Source organism: Caballeronia sp. M1242, from assembly GCF_017220215.1.
Lineage (GTDB): Bacteria > Pseudomonadota > Gammaproteobacteria > Burkholderiales > Burkholderiaceae > Caballeronia.
Genome location: NZ_CP071131.1, coordinates 873,796 through 888,694, shown reverse-complemented (window position 1 = coordinate 888,694; position 14,899 = coordinate 873,796). Strand labels below are relative to the sequence as shown.

Below are 14,899 nucleotides of genomic sequence, written 5' to 3'. Positions count from 1 at the left end.
GTGCCCCTTCGACCATGTCGGCGCCCGCTGGGGGCATCAGCGGAACCGGCAGTTGCCCGTCTTCATTGCATGCGTCCGCTATCTAGCCCTTCCACATGATCGCGAGCAGTATCAGCACGGAGGCCGCGAAGCCCGGCCAGGAACTGGCGCCCTCGTCGCTGATTGCGAGCCACGCGAGATTGATATACGCGGCAGTCAACAGGCCGATGAATAGCCGGTCACCGCGAGTCGTCGGAATAGGGAGAAAGCCCTTGCGTTCATGAGTGGGCGAGCGCAGTTCCCATACGGTCATGCCGCCCAGCATCACGACGATGCAGGCGAAGAAAATCGCCACCTCGGGGGTCCAGTACATCCAGGTGAACATCACACTCTCCCCATCGCGAAGCCTTTCGCGATGTAGTTGCGCACGAAGTAGATCACCAGCGCGCCGGGAACGATGGTCAGCACGCCCGCCGCCGACAGCACGCCCCAATCCATGCCTGCCGCCGACACGGTCCGCGTCATCACCGCAGCGATAGGTTTCGCGTTGACCGAAGTCAGCGTGCGCGCGAGCAGCAGTTCGACCCAGCTGAACATGAAGCAGAAAAAAGCCGTGACGCCGACGCCCGATTTGATGAGGGGCAGAAAGATCTTCACGAAGAATGCGGGAAACGAATAACCGTCGATGTACGCCGTTTCGTCTATCTCTCGGGAGACGCCCGACATGAAACCTTCGAGAATCCACACGGCAAGCGGCACGTTGAACAGCATGTGCGCGAGTGCGACGGCAATGTACGTGTCGGTCAGGCCGACGCTCGAATAGAGCTGGAAAAAAGGCAGCAGGAATACGGCGGGCGGCGTCATGCGGTTGGTCAGCAGCCAGAAGAACATATGCTTGTCGCCGAGAAAGCGATATCGCGAGAACGCGTACGCGGCAGGCAATGCGACCAACACCGACATCACCGTGTTCATCAGCACGTAGATGATCGAATTGATGTAGCCCCAGTACCAGGAGGGATCGGTGAAGATCACCTTATAGTTCGCTAGCGTCGCGTGCTGCGGCAGCGTGGCGAACGTCGACATGGTTTCCTCATTCGTGCGCAGCGAGATGGAAACCATCCAGTAAAGCGGAATGAGCGCGAACAGCACATAGACGACGAGCATCGACGTCCGCATCCAGCGGCGCTTATCCTGCATGGTCGGCTCCTTGCGCAGCGGATTCGCCTTTGCCTACGCGGCTCATCCAGCTATACAGAATGAAGCAAAGCAGCAGAATGATCAGGAAATAGATCAGCGAGAAAGCCGCCGCCGGTCCCAGGTCGAACTGACCGACCGCTTTCTGAGTCAGATACTGACTGAGGAATGTCGTGGAATTGCCGGGGCCGCCGCCTGTCAGCACGAACGGCTCCGTGTAGATCATGAAGCTGTCCATGAAGCGCAGCAACACGGCGATCATCAGTACGCCGCGCATCTTCGGCAATTCGATGTAGCGGAATACCGCGAAGCGGCTCGCGCCATCTATTTCCGCGGCCTGATAGAAGGCGTCCGGAATCGCGCGCAATCCTGCATAGCACAGCAGCGCGACGAGCGGCGTCCAGTGCCAGATGTCCATCACGAGCACGGTGATCCATGCGGCCGTGGGACTCGCCGTGTAGTTATAGTCGAAGCCGAGACTATTCAGCCAGTAGCCGAGCAGTCCGATATCCGGCCGCCCGAAGATCTGCCAGATCGTGCCCACCACGTTCCATGGAATCAGCAACGGCATGGCAAGCACGATGAGCGTGGCCGATGCCCGCCATCCGGAAGCCGGCATCGACAATGCGAGGCCCACGCCCAATGGAATCTCGAACAGCAGAACGCACGCGGAGAAGATGACCTGTCTGCCGAGCGCCTCGCGCAAATCCGGATCGGTCATGATGTTGCGAAACCATTCCGTACCGACGAACACGTGCTGGGTCGGCCCGATGATGTCCTGCACCGAATAATTGACCACCGTCATCAGCGGCAGGATCGCGGAGAACGCGACGCAGATGAACACCGGAATGACCAGCAACCATGCCTTTTGATTGACGGGCTTGTTCATCGCGCGGCCCCTTCCAGAATGCGGGTTTCGATTCTCTCGTCGTTGCAGAAGAACACGGTTTCAGGCGCGATGAGATGCAGCCAGGCAGGGCCGTCGACGACCCTTAGATGCGGCTCGAGCTTCGCATTGAAAACATGGCCGTCGCATTGCAAGGTGACCAGTTGATAGTTGCCGAGCTGTTGCGCGCGCAGCACTTGCGCGGCGACCGCGCCGGCTTCTCCTTCCTGCGAGAGGCGGACGAACTCAGGGCGAATGCCCAGCTTGAGCGCGCCGCTCGACTGCTGATGCGCGGCCCGTAGCGTCGCGAGCGTGCCGGCGTCGAGCGGCAAACGCTGCGAGCCGATTCTTGCGCCGTCGGCGTCGAGCTCGATCGGACACAGATTCATGCCCGGACTGCCGATGAAGTAGCCTACGAAAGCATGATCCGGCCGCAGAAAGAGCGCATCGGCTCCTCCTTTCTGAACGACGCGGCCGTTCGTCATGACCACGACTTCATCGGCGAAAGTCAGCGCTTCTACCTGATCGTGCGTCACGTAGATCAGTGTGAGCTTGAGTTGCTGATGAATCTTCTTCAACTGGCGGCGCAACATCCACTTCATCGCCGGGTCGATCACGGTCAACGGTTCGTCGAAGAGAATCGCCGCGACGTCCTTGCGCACGAGGCCGCGCCCGAGCGAGATTTTCTGTTTGGCGTCGGCGGCCAGATTGCTCGCCTTGAGCGGCAGGTCGCGCGTCATATCGAGGATGTCCGCGACTTCGTGCACGCGCTTTTTGACCTCGGCGTCCGGCAGCTTGCGATTACGGAGCGGAAACGCGAGGTTCTCGTAGACGGTCATCGTGTCGTAGACCACGGGGAACTGGAACACCTGCGCGATGTTGCGCTGACGCGCGCCGAGCGCCGTCACATCGCGTCCGTCGAACAACACCTTGCCCTCGGACGGCCTGACGAGCCCCGACACGATGTTCAGTAGCGTGGTCTTGCCGCACCCCGATGGACCGAGCAACGCATAAGCGCCGCCGTCATTCCAGACCATGCTCATGGGTTGAAGCGCGTAGTCGTCACGCGTCGCGGGACCTGCTCCATAAGCGTGCGCGAGATTTGTGAACTCAATGCGCGCCATGGGCTGCCTCCGGGCTGGACACCAGTCGGGTATCCGCACCGAACACGAACAGTTCTCGCGGGTCGATGAAAACGTCGAGCTGCGTGCCGAGCTCGATCTGATGCACGCCTTGTAACTGCGCAACCAGATTGACCGCGCCGGTCAGCGTACGCAAATGCAGGTACGTTTCGGAGCCGCTCAGTTCAGCGAGTTCGAGCCGGCACGGAACGGCAACGGCATGAGAGGCCTTTGCCTGAAGCCGCAGATGCCCCGGCCGGATGCCGATGCGGCACGCGCCGTTCACAGCGTCCGCGTGCTGGACCGGCACCTCCACGCCGATCGGCAGACGCGCGCGGCCGTTGCCGCAGTCGCTCGTCAGCATGTTCATCGGCGGGTCGTTGAACACAGCCGCAGCCGCCACGTTGATCGGGGCGTTATAGACATCGAGTGTGGGACCGAACTGTAGGACCCGGCCCTTATCGATGATCGCCGTATAGCCGCCCAGCAGTAACGCTTCGAGAGGTTCGGTGGTCGCGTACACGACGGTGGTATTGCCGTCGGCGAAGAGCGTAGTCAGTTCCATGCGCAATTCCTCGCGCAGCTTGTAATCGAGATTGACGAGCGGCTCGTCGAGCAACACCAGCGACGTACGCTTGACGAGTGCACGCGCGAGCGCGCAGCGCTGCTGTTGGCCGCCTGACAGTTCGCCGGGCCGCCGCTCCAACAAATGATCGATATGCAATTTGCCTGCGACTTCCTGCACGCGCCGGCGGATCTCGGCAGCGTCGGTCTTTTGCAGGCGCAAAGGCGAGGCGATGTTCTCGAATACCGTCATCGCCGGGTAGTTGATGAACTGCTGATAGACCATCGCGAGATTGCGCTGGCGCACGCTGACGCCTGTCACATCGTGGCCGTCGACGAGCACTCGGCCGTCGCTCGGCCTGTCGAGACCCGCCATGACGCGCATCAGCGTGGTTTTACCGGCCTGCGTGGGTCCGAGAAGCACATTGATGGCGCCTGGGACGAGGCGCAAATCCACGCCGTACAGATGCGGTTGCCCGCCAGAAACGACACTGACTCGCTCCAGTTCCAGGACCAAATCGCTCTCCTTTGCGGCGTGCGCGACGCCAGTCGCAGAGGCGGGGCTTCAAGGCGTCGATTGGATTTCGCTTGGATTACGTGCAGCAGCCAGAATGTCCCTTTTGTTGGATTTCGTTTAAATCGGGGTAAACCTTACGACAGGAAAAAAGGGAGAGGACGGTCGGCGGGCAGAGCGACAGTTGGGCGTGTCAAACGCACGATCATTTGTGGATGTCGTGGACAGACGGGATTACGCAGACTGGGCCGGAGGGGCGGCTCTTGGGTTGTCGCTGGCGGGTGTGGTGGTCGTCAGCGAGGTGGCAATGCAGAAAGACGGACGCTACAGGAAAGTCATGGGCTAGCGGGGTCGTACAGTCCGACTTGGACAGCGATGCGAAACACCGCCGCCGCGACCGCTTGCACGGATGCAACGAAACACAGCACCTTGTCGGGCCGACCGTCAGACACCCACTGTTCGGCGGGTTTGTAGTCGAAAGCCGGCAGAGTTTCGTTCCGATGCCCAAAAAGGCGTTGGACACGTCACCGCCGAGGTCGGTCGCTGCGCGGATTACCGGTGGAAGCGTTGAAGCTTTTCCGTGAGCGCATGCGGATGCACCTGCGCTTGCTGCGCGGGAGAATGCGCAACGCTTGGCTGAATCGACGTGGCGACACAGCGCATCTCAAGTACTGATCCATGCTCCGCTAGCGCGTGCAGCGATACGGATGAAATGGTTCAGGGCAGAAGATAGCTACCGGCTTTCTTCCCGATGTAATGGTAGGACCCTTTCTCGGCAGGCAGCACTTGAACTTGTTGCCAGTCGAACTGGCCTTGTATGCCCTTGAACTTACCCGTGCCGGAACTCAACGTCCCCTTTCCGGACGTTGAGCCCGAAGCATAGCTGTATGCCTCGACGAACTTGTCCCCATCCTTATCGGTGTACACGCAGTAGCCGGTCCCGCTTTGTGCAGTGAAGCCGGCTTCTAGACAATGGGCCGACACGTTGCGCATGAACGGCGTCTTGTTGTCATTTCCCATCAACAGAGTCGACTCGAACAAGTACACAACGTCATCCCCGCTGACGGCGACCTCTTTCACGCCCGTTCCCGCAGCGGTGTACGTCGCGTCGATGACTCCTTTCTTCGGGAAGGTCTGCGCGGCACCGTTAGACGCCGCGACAATCGTGAGCAGGCAAAGCGCTATTTGACCTCTGCGAACTCGTCCGAATGATCTGTTCATTGTCGCCCCCTTCCGATGAACCCTTCTAGCAAACGAGCCGACAACGCGTCGCTATGCTTCGGATTCCTATGCTATCAACGCGTCTGACAAAACGAACGATCCTCGCGTAACTCGTTCGAAAGGCTTCTCCAAGGTTATAGAGGGTTTCTCTGCGAATATCAAATGGCCTGCTTCGAGGCTGCTTGTAGGGACACGACAATCTCACGTCCTAAGCATCCTTTTGGCTGGGATCTCCTGCTGAGGACAAGCGCTGGAAGGGAGCGGGCAATATAGACGCCGCACGGGAGCGACGGGCGATAGCTAAGCCAGATAACTTCGTCGGCATTGTAAGACGGTGCTTTTCCCTTCTCGCACGGCTAACGCCATCGAAAAGGTCTAGTGCAGTCTTGCAACGCTATCTCTTGGCATACCTTAATTCAGCATTTCCCCTTGGCCCAGGTCTGTCGAGCACCTGTTGCTCGGCGTGCTCTGAGACGACGTCGGTTATACAACGGTTGAGACGGTGCCCAGGCGTGTTTGCCACTCTTAGAGCAAGTCTCCGTCACACTCGCCACGCGACTGTCTACAGGGGAATCCCCTAATGCGTTTCTAAAGACGGCGCCCCGGTGTTGCAGTAGGTCGCGGCAGCCTTCCGCCGAGACGTTCACCACCAGGCTGACCCAATTATTCGTATTTCGCAAATGGCGCGTTCGCTGATTGTTCCATACCAAGGACACGCGCCCGCACCCTATCTTTCGATCGTTGCCCCTTTGTATCCGAATCGTGCTCTCTCAAAGGCGGACGACCACACTCGCGATGTTCACTGCGCACAACAGCAACAGAGTCGGTACGTGTAACTGCGCTCATTGCGCTTCTACAAGAACTGGCTCTCTCGGAGACGGAAATGAAAGAAACTGACTGGGACACTTCGTACGAATGGAAGGCAGTCACGCTGCTGGCATTGGGCTTCGGCCTGGTGGGATTGGACAGATGGCTCATCGCGCCGCTGTTTCCGTCGATGATGAAGGACCTCGGGCTGACGGCGCAGGACGTAGGAAACTGCATCGGAGTCCTTGGCCTGTCGTGGGGCGTATTCGCGGCGCTGATGGGAGGCATCTCGGACAAGGTGGGCCGCAGGAAAGTCCTCATTCCGGCGATCATCGCGTTCTCGCTGCTTTCGGGCTTCTCTGGTCTCGCTGGCGGACTCTTCAGTCTCATCGCGATTCGTGGGCTGATGGGCGTCGCAGAAGGCTCTTTCTGCCCGACCAGCTTCGCGGCGACGGCTGACGCATCCCTTCCGCGCCGTCGCGGCCTGAACCTCGGTCTACAGCAGAGTGGTTTTGCGCTCTTTGGCTTGGCGTTGTCGCCCATCATCGCCACGCAGTTACTCGCTTTCGTTACGTGGCGCTGGGTCTTTGCTTTAGTTGCGATTCCGGGCCTGATTCTCGGGGCGCTCATGTTCTTTGTCATTCGCGAGCCGAAAGTCGTTAAGGCGGTTGCTTCGGAACATGCGCCCGCATCGCTAGGCCATGTCCTCAAGAGTCGAAACATTCTTGTCGCCATGCTGGCGTTGTGCTGCGCAATGACGGGTGTTTTCGTGCTCGGCGCCCTGCTGCCCCTCTATCTCACTGGCTACCTGTCGCTCGATACACAGAAGATGGGCCTCGTCGTCTCCGCTATCGGCTTTGGCGGTTTTCTGGGCCAGTTCGGTTTGCCTGGCCTCTCGGATCTCGTCGGGCGCCGACTGGCGAGCATCGTGGGCTTCGCCGGAACAGCCGTGATGCTCTATATCTTCCGCGGTCTCGGCGCTCAGCCGCTCGCGCTGTTCACTGTGCTTTTCGTCGCGTCTTTCTTCACGCTGGGCCTCGTCTCGCTGCTGTCCGGACCGGTTGCGACCGAGGCCGCACCGGTCGGACTCGTCTCGACATCCATTGGCGCAGTGGTGGGCGTAGGCGAGATTTTCGGCGGCGGCATTGCGCCGGCGATGGGCGGCTATGTCGCCACCCACTTCGGTATCGCGAACATCCTCTGGCTGCCGATGTGCGCTGTCATCCTCGGCATTCTGGTCAGCTTGCTTCTGAAGGAGACCGCGCCGGCAGTCGTTCAGCGTCGCGCGGTCCTTCGGCCCGAACTCACCGCAGGCGAGCAGCCGAGGTAAATCAAGCACCATTCGATGCGTCTGCTATGCCGCCTCGGAAGGCATGACGGTTATTCACTCGTTGGCTTCGACAATGGATGTTGGCCTTTTCTCGAAGTCGACCGCCTGCACCTTTCCGCAGTTAAACAAGGAAGACCAGCCAACCATTCTTTCGCAGTCTGAGTCGTCCGGTCCATTTAAACTGGTGTTTTGCACAGGGAAAGCGCCATATGGACCGGTTTCTCAGCATTGAGGCATTCGTGAGAGTGGCGGAAGCAAGCAGCTTCGCCGAAGCGGCAAGACAGCTCGGTGTGACGAGTTCGGTGGTGACCAACCGCATCCAGCAGTTGGAGAAGTTCGTCAATGCGCCGCTCTTCCACCGCAGCACGCGCCACGTCCGACTGTCGGAGGTCGGCGAAGCGTTCTATCGCGAATGTGCCGAGGTCGTGGGCCGCGTGAATGAACTGACCGACCAGATGCGTGAACTCCGCGCGACGCCGACGGGGCGCTTGCGCATTCAGATGCTTCCCGGCTTTGCTCTTGGACATTTCGGCGCGCCGCTCGCCGAATTCAACAGACGCTATCCGGGAATTCAACTCGATATCATCGTGAATGACCGGGTTGTCGATCCAGTCGAAGAAGGCTTCGATATCGCGTTCCAGATTTTTCCTCCCATCTCGGAGTCGCTCATCGAGCGTCGACTATTCAACGTTCGCCGCCTGTTTTGTGCATCGCCTGCTTACCTCGAAAAGCATGGTGCTCCGCAGCATCCGCGTGACTTGCTGCACCACATCACCGCGCTGTATTCCGGATATCCCTCACGAAACCGCTGGACGATGATTCACGGTACGGAGGTCGTGGAGATGGAGTTGCCGGGCATGATTCGCTCGAATTCTGTCCACTTACTGAAGGACTATGCGCTGACAGGCGGAGGCATCGTATGTTTGCCGACCTTGGTCGCCAGCGAGGCGCTGGTGAGCGGGACACTGGTGCCCATCTTGACGGACTATGAACTCTCCACGTTGAACTTCGCAGCCGTCTATCCGGCGACCCAGCGCCAGGCATTGAAGGTCAAGGCGCTCGTTGAATTCCTCATCGAATATCTGGGCCCTGAGCCGTCGTGGGACATGCCGTTGCTCCAGCGCGGCTGGGTGCGGTGAGCCGCGTCGTCGCCGGCCGATTATTCGCGAATCGCAAATGCCGTCGTCGGTGACTCGCAGGTTGTTGCGGCCAGCTGTTGCCCCTAGAGTTGAACGTAACGAGCAGTTCAACACAGGAGACAGCAATGACCGACACTGCATTCCATACCGTTTTTGGCTCCCTCGATAACTTCAAGAAAGGTGGCGTCGAAATCACGAGCGGGAGCGCTCGCCACTACGCCTTCTCGAACGTGTTCGAGGTGGCATCGAAGTCGGCGCCCTACGAGAAGGTCGTCGCCGGCAAGAACCTCGAATACGTGATCGAAGTACTGCGTACCGAGGGCACATCGCCGTGGTACGCATGTGCGCACGACGAATTCACCATTCAGATGGACGGCGAAGTCCGCATCGAATTCATCCAGCTGCACAATCCGCCGACGTCCGGGCGCGGAACCGTGAGCGCCGGCACCGAGCCTGTCGGGCGAAAGATGGGCCACGTGGTGCTGCGCAAGGGGCACCAGGCACTGCTCCCCGCGGGCTGCGCATACCGCTTCACCGCGAGCGAACCGGGGGTCGCGCTCGTGCAGACCGTACTCGGCGCGCTGTCGGTGGAGAAGTGGGCAGATATCTGTCTGCACTAAAAGTCCGACCAGCGATATCCAACGTTCCAGGAGACAAGTCATGGCCACCCTCGACACGCTTGACCATCCCGCAGACTTCGCAGCCGACACCGTGCGCTCGACGGAACCGGACGCCATCACTGGCTACCGCCGCTTTCAGCTCGGCGAATTCGAGTTCCAGCGCGACGAGTATTTCGTGAAAATCAGTTGGCCCGCAAAAGGTCAGACGCGTACGCACGCCGTGCCGGCAGACGCATTCCTGCGCGCAATGATGCGCGATGTGGCATGGGGCTTCTTCTACGGCTGGGTCAACTTCGACCATGTGTTCGGCACGCGCAATCATTACGGCAAGGTGGATGTGTACGCCGGCACCTTCAACGGCATCATGAAGGAAGCGGGCGTCGACTATACGGAGACCTTTGAAACGCCGACCATCATGGCGACGTTCAAGGCCATCCTGCACGACTGGACCAACGAAGGCTTCGACCCGTTCGCAGCGCCGGAAGAAACCGGAACGGCCTTCGGGCGCAAGCATGGCGAGAACGACGCGGCCATCGAACGCACGCGCATTGCGACGCGCCGCATGCCGGGACTTGCGGGCGACTCGCCGCTGCGCAACGATCTACCGGTCAATCGCGCGTTCCTCGACGTCGCGCAGGATGAGCCGGAAGTCCATGTCGAGCCGGGATTCGAAGGCGAGCTTCACGCGTTCAACCTATTCAAATATCTTTCCCGTTCAGATGTGACGTGGAACCCGTCGGTGACCTCCGTCTGCGGCCTTAGCCTGTTCTGTCCGACCACCGAAGAGTTCATATTGCCTGTCTTCCATGGAAACGACCGCGTCGAGTGGTTCTTGCAGCTCTCCGACGAAATCGTCTGGGATATCGGCGACAAGAACACCGGCGCACCGCGCGCTCGAATCACCATGCGCGCCGGCGACATCTGCGCGATGCCGGCCGACATTCGGCATCAAGGCTACTCGACAAAGCGCTCGATGCTGCTGGTTTGGGAGAACGCCACGCCTAATCTGCCACAGCGCTATGAGAGCGGTGAACTTGCCCCGTATCCCATTGCGTTCTAAGCAGAACGAAGTATCGAATCGAGGAAGACTCATGCAAAACCAACTCTTCATTGACGGGCGCTTTGTCCATGCCGTCGATCGCGGCACCATCGACGTGCTCAACCCGCACGACGGTTCGCTCATTACAAAGATCGCGGCGGCGACTGCCGCAGATGTCGATCTCGCCGTCGAAGCAGCCACCCGCGCTTTCCCGAAGTGGTCGGCCATGGCTGCGGCCGAACGCGGTCGGCTCCTGCTGCGCCTTTCCGACGCCATCGAGGCGAACGCCGAGGAACTTGCTCAACTCGAATCGCTCGATACCGGCCACCCAATTCGCGATTCCCGCGCGCTGGACGTACCGCGTACCGCCGCGTGCTTCCGCTACTTCGGCGGCATGGCCGATAAGCTGCAAGGCTCCGTGGTTCCCGTGGAAACCGGGTTCCTCAACTACGTGCAGCGCGCGCCTATCGGCGTAGTGGGCCAGATCGTTCCGTGGAACTTTCCGCTGATGTTCACAAGCTGGAAGATGGGGCCGGCGCTCGCTGCGGGCAATACAGTGGTATTGAAGCCTTCAGAGATCACGCCTCTATCGACGTTGCGCATCGTCGAAATCATGGCTGAGGTCGGCTTCCCCGCAGGCGTCGTCAACATCGTACCGGGCTATGGACACACGGCCGGCCAACGGCTCGCCGAACACCCGGGCGTGGGGAAGATTGCATTTACCGGATCGACGGCGACTGGTCGCAGAATCGTGGAAGCCTCGCAGGGCAACCTCAAGCGCGTGCAACTGGAACTCGGCGGCAAAGGCGCGAACATCGTGTTCGACGACGCCGATCTCGATGCCGCCATCAACGGCGCCGCGTGGGCCATCTTTCACAACCAGGGGCAGGCATGTATCGCGGGTTCGCGTCTTATTCTGCATGAACGCATCGCGGACGAGTTCCTGGAGCGATTCGTTTCGCTGGCCTCTTCTATTCGTGTCGGCAACCCTTTGGACGACAATACGGAAATGGGGCCGCTCACATCGAAGCAGCATCTGGACCGCGTGCTGACGTTCGTCGACGTGGCGCGAGAACAAGGCGGTCGCGTACTCACGGGCGGCAGCGCCCCGCAAGACAGTGCTTTGGCGAATGGCTATTACGTCCGTCCAACTGTCATCGAGGCGAAGAGCGCGTCCGACCGTATTGCTCAAGAAGAAGTGTTCGGCCCGTTTGTCACGGTTCTGCGCTTTGGCAGTGACGATGAAGCGCTCGCTATCGCGAACTCGACCGAATATGGATTGGGCAGCGGCCTCTGGACTCGCGACCTCTCTCGCGCGCACAAGACTGCGTCGCGCATCAATGCCGGCATGTGCTGGATCAACTGTTACAAGCGCGTCAATCCAGGCAGTCCGTTCGGCGGTGTTGGCAAGTCGGGCTACGGCCGCGAGATGGGCTTCGAAGCGATGCACGACTACACGGAAGCGCGCTCGGTGTGGGTCAATGTCGACGGTAACGTGCCGCCGCACTTCAAGCGTTGAGGTCTTCATGAAGCGCTTTGTCTATCAGGGAACCCCTACGCGAGTCGTCTTCGAATGGGGCGCACTCGGTAAGCTGCCCGACGAACTGGCGAAGCTCGGCGCGCGGCGAGCGCTCATTTTGTCGACGCCTGAGCAACGGCATCTCGCTGACCACGTGGCGGACGTCCTTGGCGAGCGCGCCGCAGGCGTTTGTGCCGAGGCCGTCATGCACGTTCCTGTCGAGGTCGCCCGCGCGGCTTGCGCCACGGCTCGCGACATGGATGCTGACTGCTGCATTGCGATTGGCGGCGGCTCCACCATCGGACTAGGCAAGGCGATAGCACTCGAGTCGTCCTTGCCCATCCTCGCGGTGCCAACCACGTACGCAGGCTCTGAGATGACGCCGATATTTGGACTCACCGAAGGCCGTTTGAAGCGCACTGGCCGCGATGTTCGCGTGTTGCCGCGCACCGTCTTGTATGACCCGTCGCTAACGCTGTCGCTTCCTGCCGACATCTCGGCCGCTTCCGGCGTCAACGCTCTGGCGCATGCCGTAGAGGCGCTTTACGCTGACGACGCCAATCCTGTCATAAGCCTAATGGCTGAGGAGTCAATACGCGCGCTCAGCGAAGCGTTGCCGGTGATAGTGAAAACGCCCGGCGACCGCGACATGCGCAGCCGTGCGTTGTATGGCGCGTGGCTCGCAGGCACCTGCCTCGGCGCGGTCAGCATGGCCCTTCATCACAAGCTATGTCACACGCTAGGCGGCACGTTTAATCTTCCTCACGCACAGACTCATGCGGCGATGCTGCCTCATACGGCGCACTATAACCATGTTGCTGCGCCCGAGGCGTTGCTTCGCGTCGCCCGGGCGCTCGGCGGAAGAGAAGCGGCGCAGGCTGGCCCGCTGCTCTTCGCGTTGAACGAGAAGCTCGGCATTTCCGCGGCGCTGGCCGATATCGGCATGCCATATGCCGGGCTCGACGAAGCAGCGGATATCGCCTGCAAGAACCCGTATGCGAATCCGCGGCCGATTGAACGCACGGCGATTCGTGCGCTGCTTGAAGACGCGTGGGAAGGACGGTCACCGCATTGAGCGGCGGCGAATACACATGGAGACAGACGTGACAATAGCAATCGACGACAGCGATGCGAAGCTGACCGTTCAGGTCGTTGCCAGCTTCGCCAATACACCCGATTTGCGCCTGCGGACATTGATGCAGAGCCTCGTGCGACACATGCACGCCTTTGTCCGCGAGACGCAGCTTACCGAGCAGGAGTGGCTGTCCGCGATTCGCTTTCTCACCGAGACCGGGAAAATGTGCGATGGCGTCGTGCGTCAAGAATTCATCCTCCTGTCGGACACCTTGGGCGTCTCGATGTTAGTCGATGCAATCAATCATCGGTTCGCGAGCGGAGCAACGGACACGACAGTGTTTGGTCCGTTCTATATCGAGGGCATGCCGGAGCGTGCCTATGGCGAAAACATGGCCTCGACGCCCGGCACGCCAGCTGTCGTGCATGGGCAAGTACGCAGCACCGACGGCACGCCGATTGCCGGCGCAGTGCTCGACGTGTGGCAAACCGCTGAAAACGGCATGTACTCCGGCCAGGACGCCGACCAGCCGCTCGGCAACCTGCGTGGCCGCTATCGCACGGATGCCGAAGGCCGCTACGCGATCACCACGATTCTGCCTGTCAGCTATCCGATTCCAACCGATGGTCCCGTCGGCAAGATGCTCAGTGCGACAGGTAGGCACCCGTGGCGGCCCGCGCATTTGCACTTCATGATCGACGCTGTGGGGCACCGAAGACTCGTGACTCATATCTTCGACAAAGACGACGAATATCTGGAGTCCGATGCGGTCTTCGGTGTGAAGACGTCACTGACGGTTTCTTTCCGTGAGCGAGCGGCCGGCGATGAACTCGCTCGTCGTTTCAATGTGCAAGGCCCGTATCGCGAGGCGAACTACGACTTCGTTCTTGACCGGAGCTAACAAAATGCGTCGCTATTTCGCAGTCCTTGCCACCGACAAACCGGACATGCGCGAGGTCCGTGAGCGTGTGCGACCCAGCCATCGACGCTATTTGCGCAGTGCGTCCGAGCATGGCGTTCACGTGCGCCTCGGGGGCCCCACCCTCGCGCCGATGTGCAACAAGATGAATGGCACGCTTCTGGTTGTCGAGGCCGACGACATCGACGCTGTCATGCGCTTTGTAGGCGAGGATCCGTACATGAAAGAAGGATTGTTCTCGCGCGTAGAGGTCCGTCCGTGGGACTGGAGCCTCGGAAATCCCGAACAACGAGCCTGAACGATGAACGCAAGTCAGTTGTGTCGTCTCGACGAAGTGCCGGATGGCGGTGCTCGTGTCGTTCAACAAGACTCCGTGGGGCCTTCCATCGTCGTGGTCCGCCGTGGCGATCGGGCTTGGGCATATGTCAATCGCTGCCCGCATTTTTCGGTATCACTGGACTTCGTGCCTGGGAGCGTTTCGTGCTATCGGTCGCAGGTCTTGATGTGCGCTCATCATAGTGCGCTGTTCAGGTTCGATGATGGGAGGTGTATCGATGGGCCGTGCAAGGGCGCCGCTTTGGACGCGCTGCCTGTAGAGGTCGACGGTAACGCATGCGTGGTACTTGCCGGTACATCGGCGTAAGTAGTCAGCCTTGGTGATTACTGCGCTGCCAGAGATTGGATAGCCTCGGCATGCAACTCCGGTGTGGAATTAGCGCACGCAGCGACTATGCACCGGCTCCAGAACACAACAGAGAGCGGTAACCGTCGATCAGAAAACGACGGCCGACATCCGCAAGCAGAAAAAAAGCCCGCGCGGGGAATGGGCGGGCCGAGGTCCACGTCCGAGAGAGAGGGGAAGGACGCGGAGGAGACAAGGCCTCTTCTGCAATCGTCATACCTGAGCGTTACTGCGCCTCCAGCACAACCGCTGCGAGATTCGTCGAGCCTTGGAACGTCGAGGCCATCTAG

The 14,899-nt window shown here is 60.2% G+C and carries 15 protein-coding genes; 9 read left to right on the top strand and 6 right to left on the bottom strand.

Annotated features, from left to right (window positions below; genetic code table 11):
• Positions 1-82 precede the first annotated feature (82 nt).
• The 6 genes from JYK05_RS23495 to JYK05_RS23470 form a co-directional block, all read right to left on the bottom strand.
• Positions 83-364: a DUF2160 domain-containing protein gene (locus JYK05_RS23495; protein ID WP_175942871.1), complete on the bottom strand. Its 282-nt coding sequence runs from the start codon at positions 362-364 to the stop codon at positions 83-85.
• The gene (locus JYK05_RS23490) at positions 364-1,176 is read right to left on the bottom strand and encodes a carbohydrate ABC transporter permease (RefSeq protein WP_175942869.1); all 813 of its coding nucleotides are present in this window, start codon (positions 1,174-1,176) and stop codon (positions 364-366) included. Before JYK05_RS23490 ends, JYK05_RS23495 begins: the two co-directional genes overlap by 1 nt.
• Positions 1,166-2,062: a carbohydrate ABC transporter permease gene (locus JYK05_RS23485; RefSeq protein ID WP_175942867.1), complete on the bottom strand. Its 897-nt coding sequence runs from the start codon at positions 2,060-2,062 to the stop codon at positions 1,166-1,168. Before JYK05_RS23485 ends, JYK05_RS23490 begins: the two co-directional genes overlap by 11 nt.
• Positions 2,059-3,183 carry an ABC transporter ATP-binding protein gene (locus tag JYK05_RS23480; RefSeq protein WP_206470152.1) on the bottom strand — a complete coding sequence of 375 codons (1,125 nt, stop codon included), beginning with the start codon at positions 3,181-3,183 and terminating at the stop codon, positions 2,059-2,061. The genes JYK05_RS23485 and JYK05_RS23480 overlap by 4 nt, the downstream gene beginning before the upstream one ends.
• Positions 3,170-4,261 (bottom strand): ABC transporter ATP-binding protein, encoded by a 1,092-nt coding sequence (locus JYK05_RS23475; protein WP_175942863.1) that lies wholly within the window; start codon positions 4,259-4,261, stop codon positions 3,170-3,172. Before JYK05_RS23475 ends, JYK05_RS23480 begins: the two co-directional genes overlap by 14 nt.
• A gap of 714 nt (positions 4,262-4,975) precedes the next feature.
• Positions 4,976-5,479, bottom strand: a complete 504-nt coding sequence (locus JYK05_RS23470; RefSeq protein WP_175942861.1) for a hypothetical protein — start codon at positions 5,477-5,479, stop codon at positions 4,976-4,978.
• An 883-nt stretch (positions 5,480-6,362) separates the two neighbouring features.
• Here JYK05_RS23470 and JYK05_RS23465 point away from each other — a divergent pair.
• The 9 genes from JYK05_RS23465 (at position 6,363) to JYK05_RS23425 (ending at position 14,570) form a co-directional block, all read left to right on the top strand.
• The gene (locus JYK05_RS23465; RefSeq protein ID WP_175942859.1) at positions 6,363-7,616 is read left to right on the top strand and encodes an MFS transporter; all 1,254 of its coding nucleotides are present in this window, start codon (positions 6,363-6,365) and stop codon (positions 7,614-7,616) included.
• Between the two features lie 209 nt (positions 7,617-7,825).
• Positions 7,826-8,755 carry a LysR family transcriptional regulator gene (locus tag JYK05_RS23460; protein ID WP_206470150.1) on the top strand — a complete coding sequence of 310 codons (930 nt, stop codon included), beginning with the start codon at positions 7,826-7,828 and terminating at the stop codon, positions 8,753-8,755.
• A gap of 125 nt (positions 8,756-8,880) precedes the next feature.
• Positions 8,881-9,375 (top strand): hydroxyquinol 1,2-dioxygenase, encoded by a 495-nt coding sequence (locus tag JYK05_RS23455; RefSeq protein ID WP_206470148.1) that lies wholly within the window; start codon positions 8,881-8,883, stop codon positions 9,373-9,375.
• A gap of 40 nt (positions 9,376-9,415) precedes the next feature.
• Positions 9,416-10,435 carry a hydroxyquinol 1,2-dioxygenase gene (locus tag JYK05_RS23450; RefSeq protein WP_206470147.1) on the top strand — a complete coding sequence of 340 codons (1,020 nt, stop codon included), beginning with the start codon at positions 9,416-9,418 and terminating at the stop codon, positions 10,433-10,435.
• Between the two features lie 31 nt (positions 10,436-10,466).
• Complete coding sequence (locus JYK05_RS23445) at positions 10,467-11,933, top strand: aldehyde dehydrogenase family protein (protein WP_206470145.1); 1,467 nt, start codon at positions 10,467-10,469, stop codon at positions 11,931-11,933.
• A gap of 7 nt (positions 11,934-11,940) precedes the next feature.
• On the top strand, positions 11,941-13,008 hold the full coding sequence (locus JYK05_RS23440) for a maleylacetate reductase (RefSeq protein ID WP_206470143.1): 1,068 nt from the start codon (positions 11,941-11,943) through the stop codon (positions 13,006-13,008).
• 16 nt (positions 13,009-13,024) lie between these two features.
• Positions 13,025-13,909: an intradiol ring-cleavage dioxygenase gene (locus JYK05_RS23435; RefSeq protein WP_206470141.1), complete on the top strand. Its 885-nt coding sequence runs from the start codon at positions 13,025-13,027 to the stop codon at positions 13,907-13,909.
• Positions 13,910-13,913: 4 nt separating this feature from the next.
• A complete protein-coding gene (locus JYK05_RS23430; RefSeq protein WP_206470139.1) occupies positions 13,914-14,225 on the top strand; it encodes a YciI family protein in 312 nt (103 codons plus the stop codon).
• Positions 14,226-14,228: 3 nt separating this feature from the next.
• Positions 14,229-14,570 carry a Rieske (2Fe-2S) protein gene (locus tag JYK05_RS23425; RefSeq protein ID WP_206470137.1) on the top strand — a complete coding sequence of 114 codons (342 nt, stop codon included), beginning with the start codon at positions 14,229-14,231 and terminating at the stop codon, positions 14,568-14,570.
• The last annotated feature ends 329 nt before the right edge of the window (positions 14,571-14,899 follow it).

Bases quoted from the DNA above. Each gene is read 5' to 3' on its own strand.
- JYK05_RS23495 (WP_175942871.1), bottom strand. From the start codon at position 364: ATGTTCACCTGGATGTACTGGACCCCCGAGGTGGCGATTTTCTTCGCC.
- JYK05_RS23490 (WP_175942869.1), bottom strand. From the start codon at position 1,176: ATGCAGGATAAGCGCCGCTGGATGCGGACGTCGATGCTCGTCGTCTAT.
- JYK05_RS23485 (WP_175942867.1), bottom strand. From the start codon at position 2,062: ATGAACAAGCCCGTCAATCAAAAGGCATGGTTGCTGGTCATTCCGGTG.
- JYK05_RS23480 (WP_206470152.1), bottom strand. From the start codon at position 3,183: ATGGCGCGCATTGAGTTCACAAATCTCGCGCACGCTTATGGAGCAGGT.
- JYK05_RS23470 (WP_175942861.1), bottom strand. From the start codon at position 5,479: ATGAACAGATCATTCGGACGAGTTCGCAGAGGTCAAATAGCGCTTTGC.
- JYK05_RS23465 (WP_175942859.1), top strand. From the start codon at position 6,363: ATGAAAGAAACTGACTGGGACACTTCGTACGAATGGAAGGCAGTCACG.
- JYK05_RS23460 (WP_206470150.1), top strand. From the start codon at position 7,826: ATGGACCGGTTTCTCAGCATTGAGGCATTCGTGAGAGTGGCGGAAGCA.
- JYK05_RS23455 (WP_206470148.1), top strand. From the start codon at position 8,881: ATGACCGACACTGCATTCCATACCGTTTTTGGCTCCCTCGATAACTTC.
- JYK05_RS23450 (WP_206470147.1), top strand. From the start codon at position 9,416: ATGGCCACCCTCGACACGCTTGACCATCCCGCAGACTTCGCAGCCGAC.
- JYK05_RS23445 (WP_206470145.1), top strand. From the start codon at position 10,467: ATGCAAAACCAACTCTTCATTGACGGGCGCTTTGTCCATGCCGTCGAT.
- JYK05_RS23440 (WP_206470143.1), top strand. From the start codon at position 11,941: ATGAAGCGCTTTGTCTATCAGGGAACCCCTACGCGAGTCGTCTTCGAA.
- JYK05_RS23435 (WP_206470141.1), top strand. From the start codon at position 13,025: ATGGAGACAGACGTGACAATAGCAATCGACGACAGCGATGCGAAGCTG.
- JYK05_RS23430 (WP_206470139.1), top strand. From the start codon at position 13,914: ATGCGTCGCTATTTCGCAGTCCTTGCCACCGACAAACCGGACATGCGC.
- JYK05_RS23425 (WP_206470137.1), top strand. From the start codon at position 14,229: ATGAACGCAAGTCAGTTGTGTCGTCTCGACGAAGTGCCGGATGGCGGT.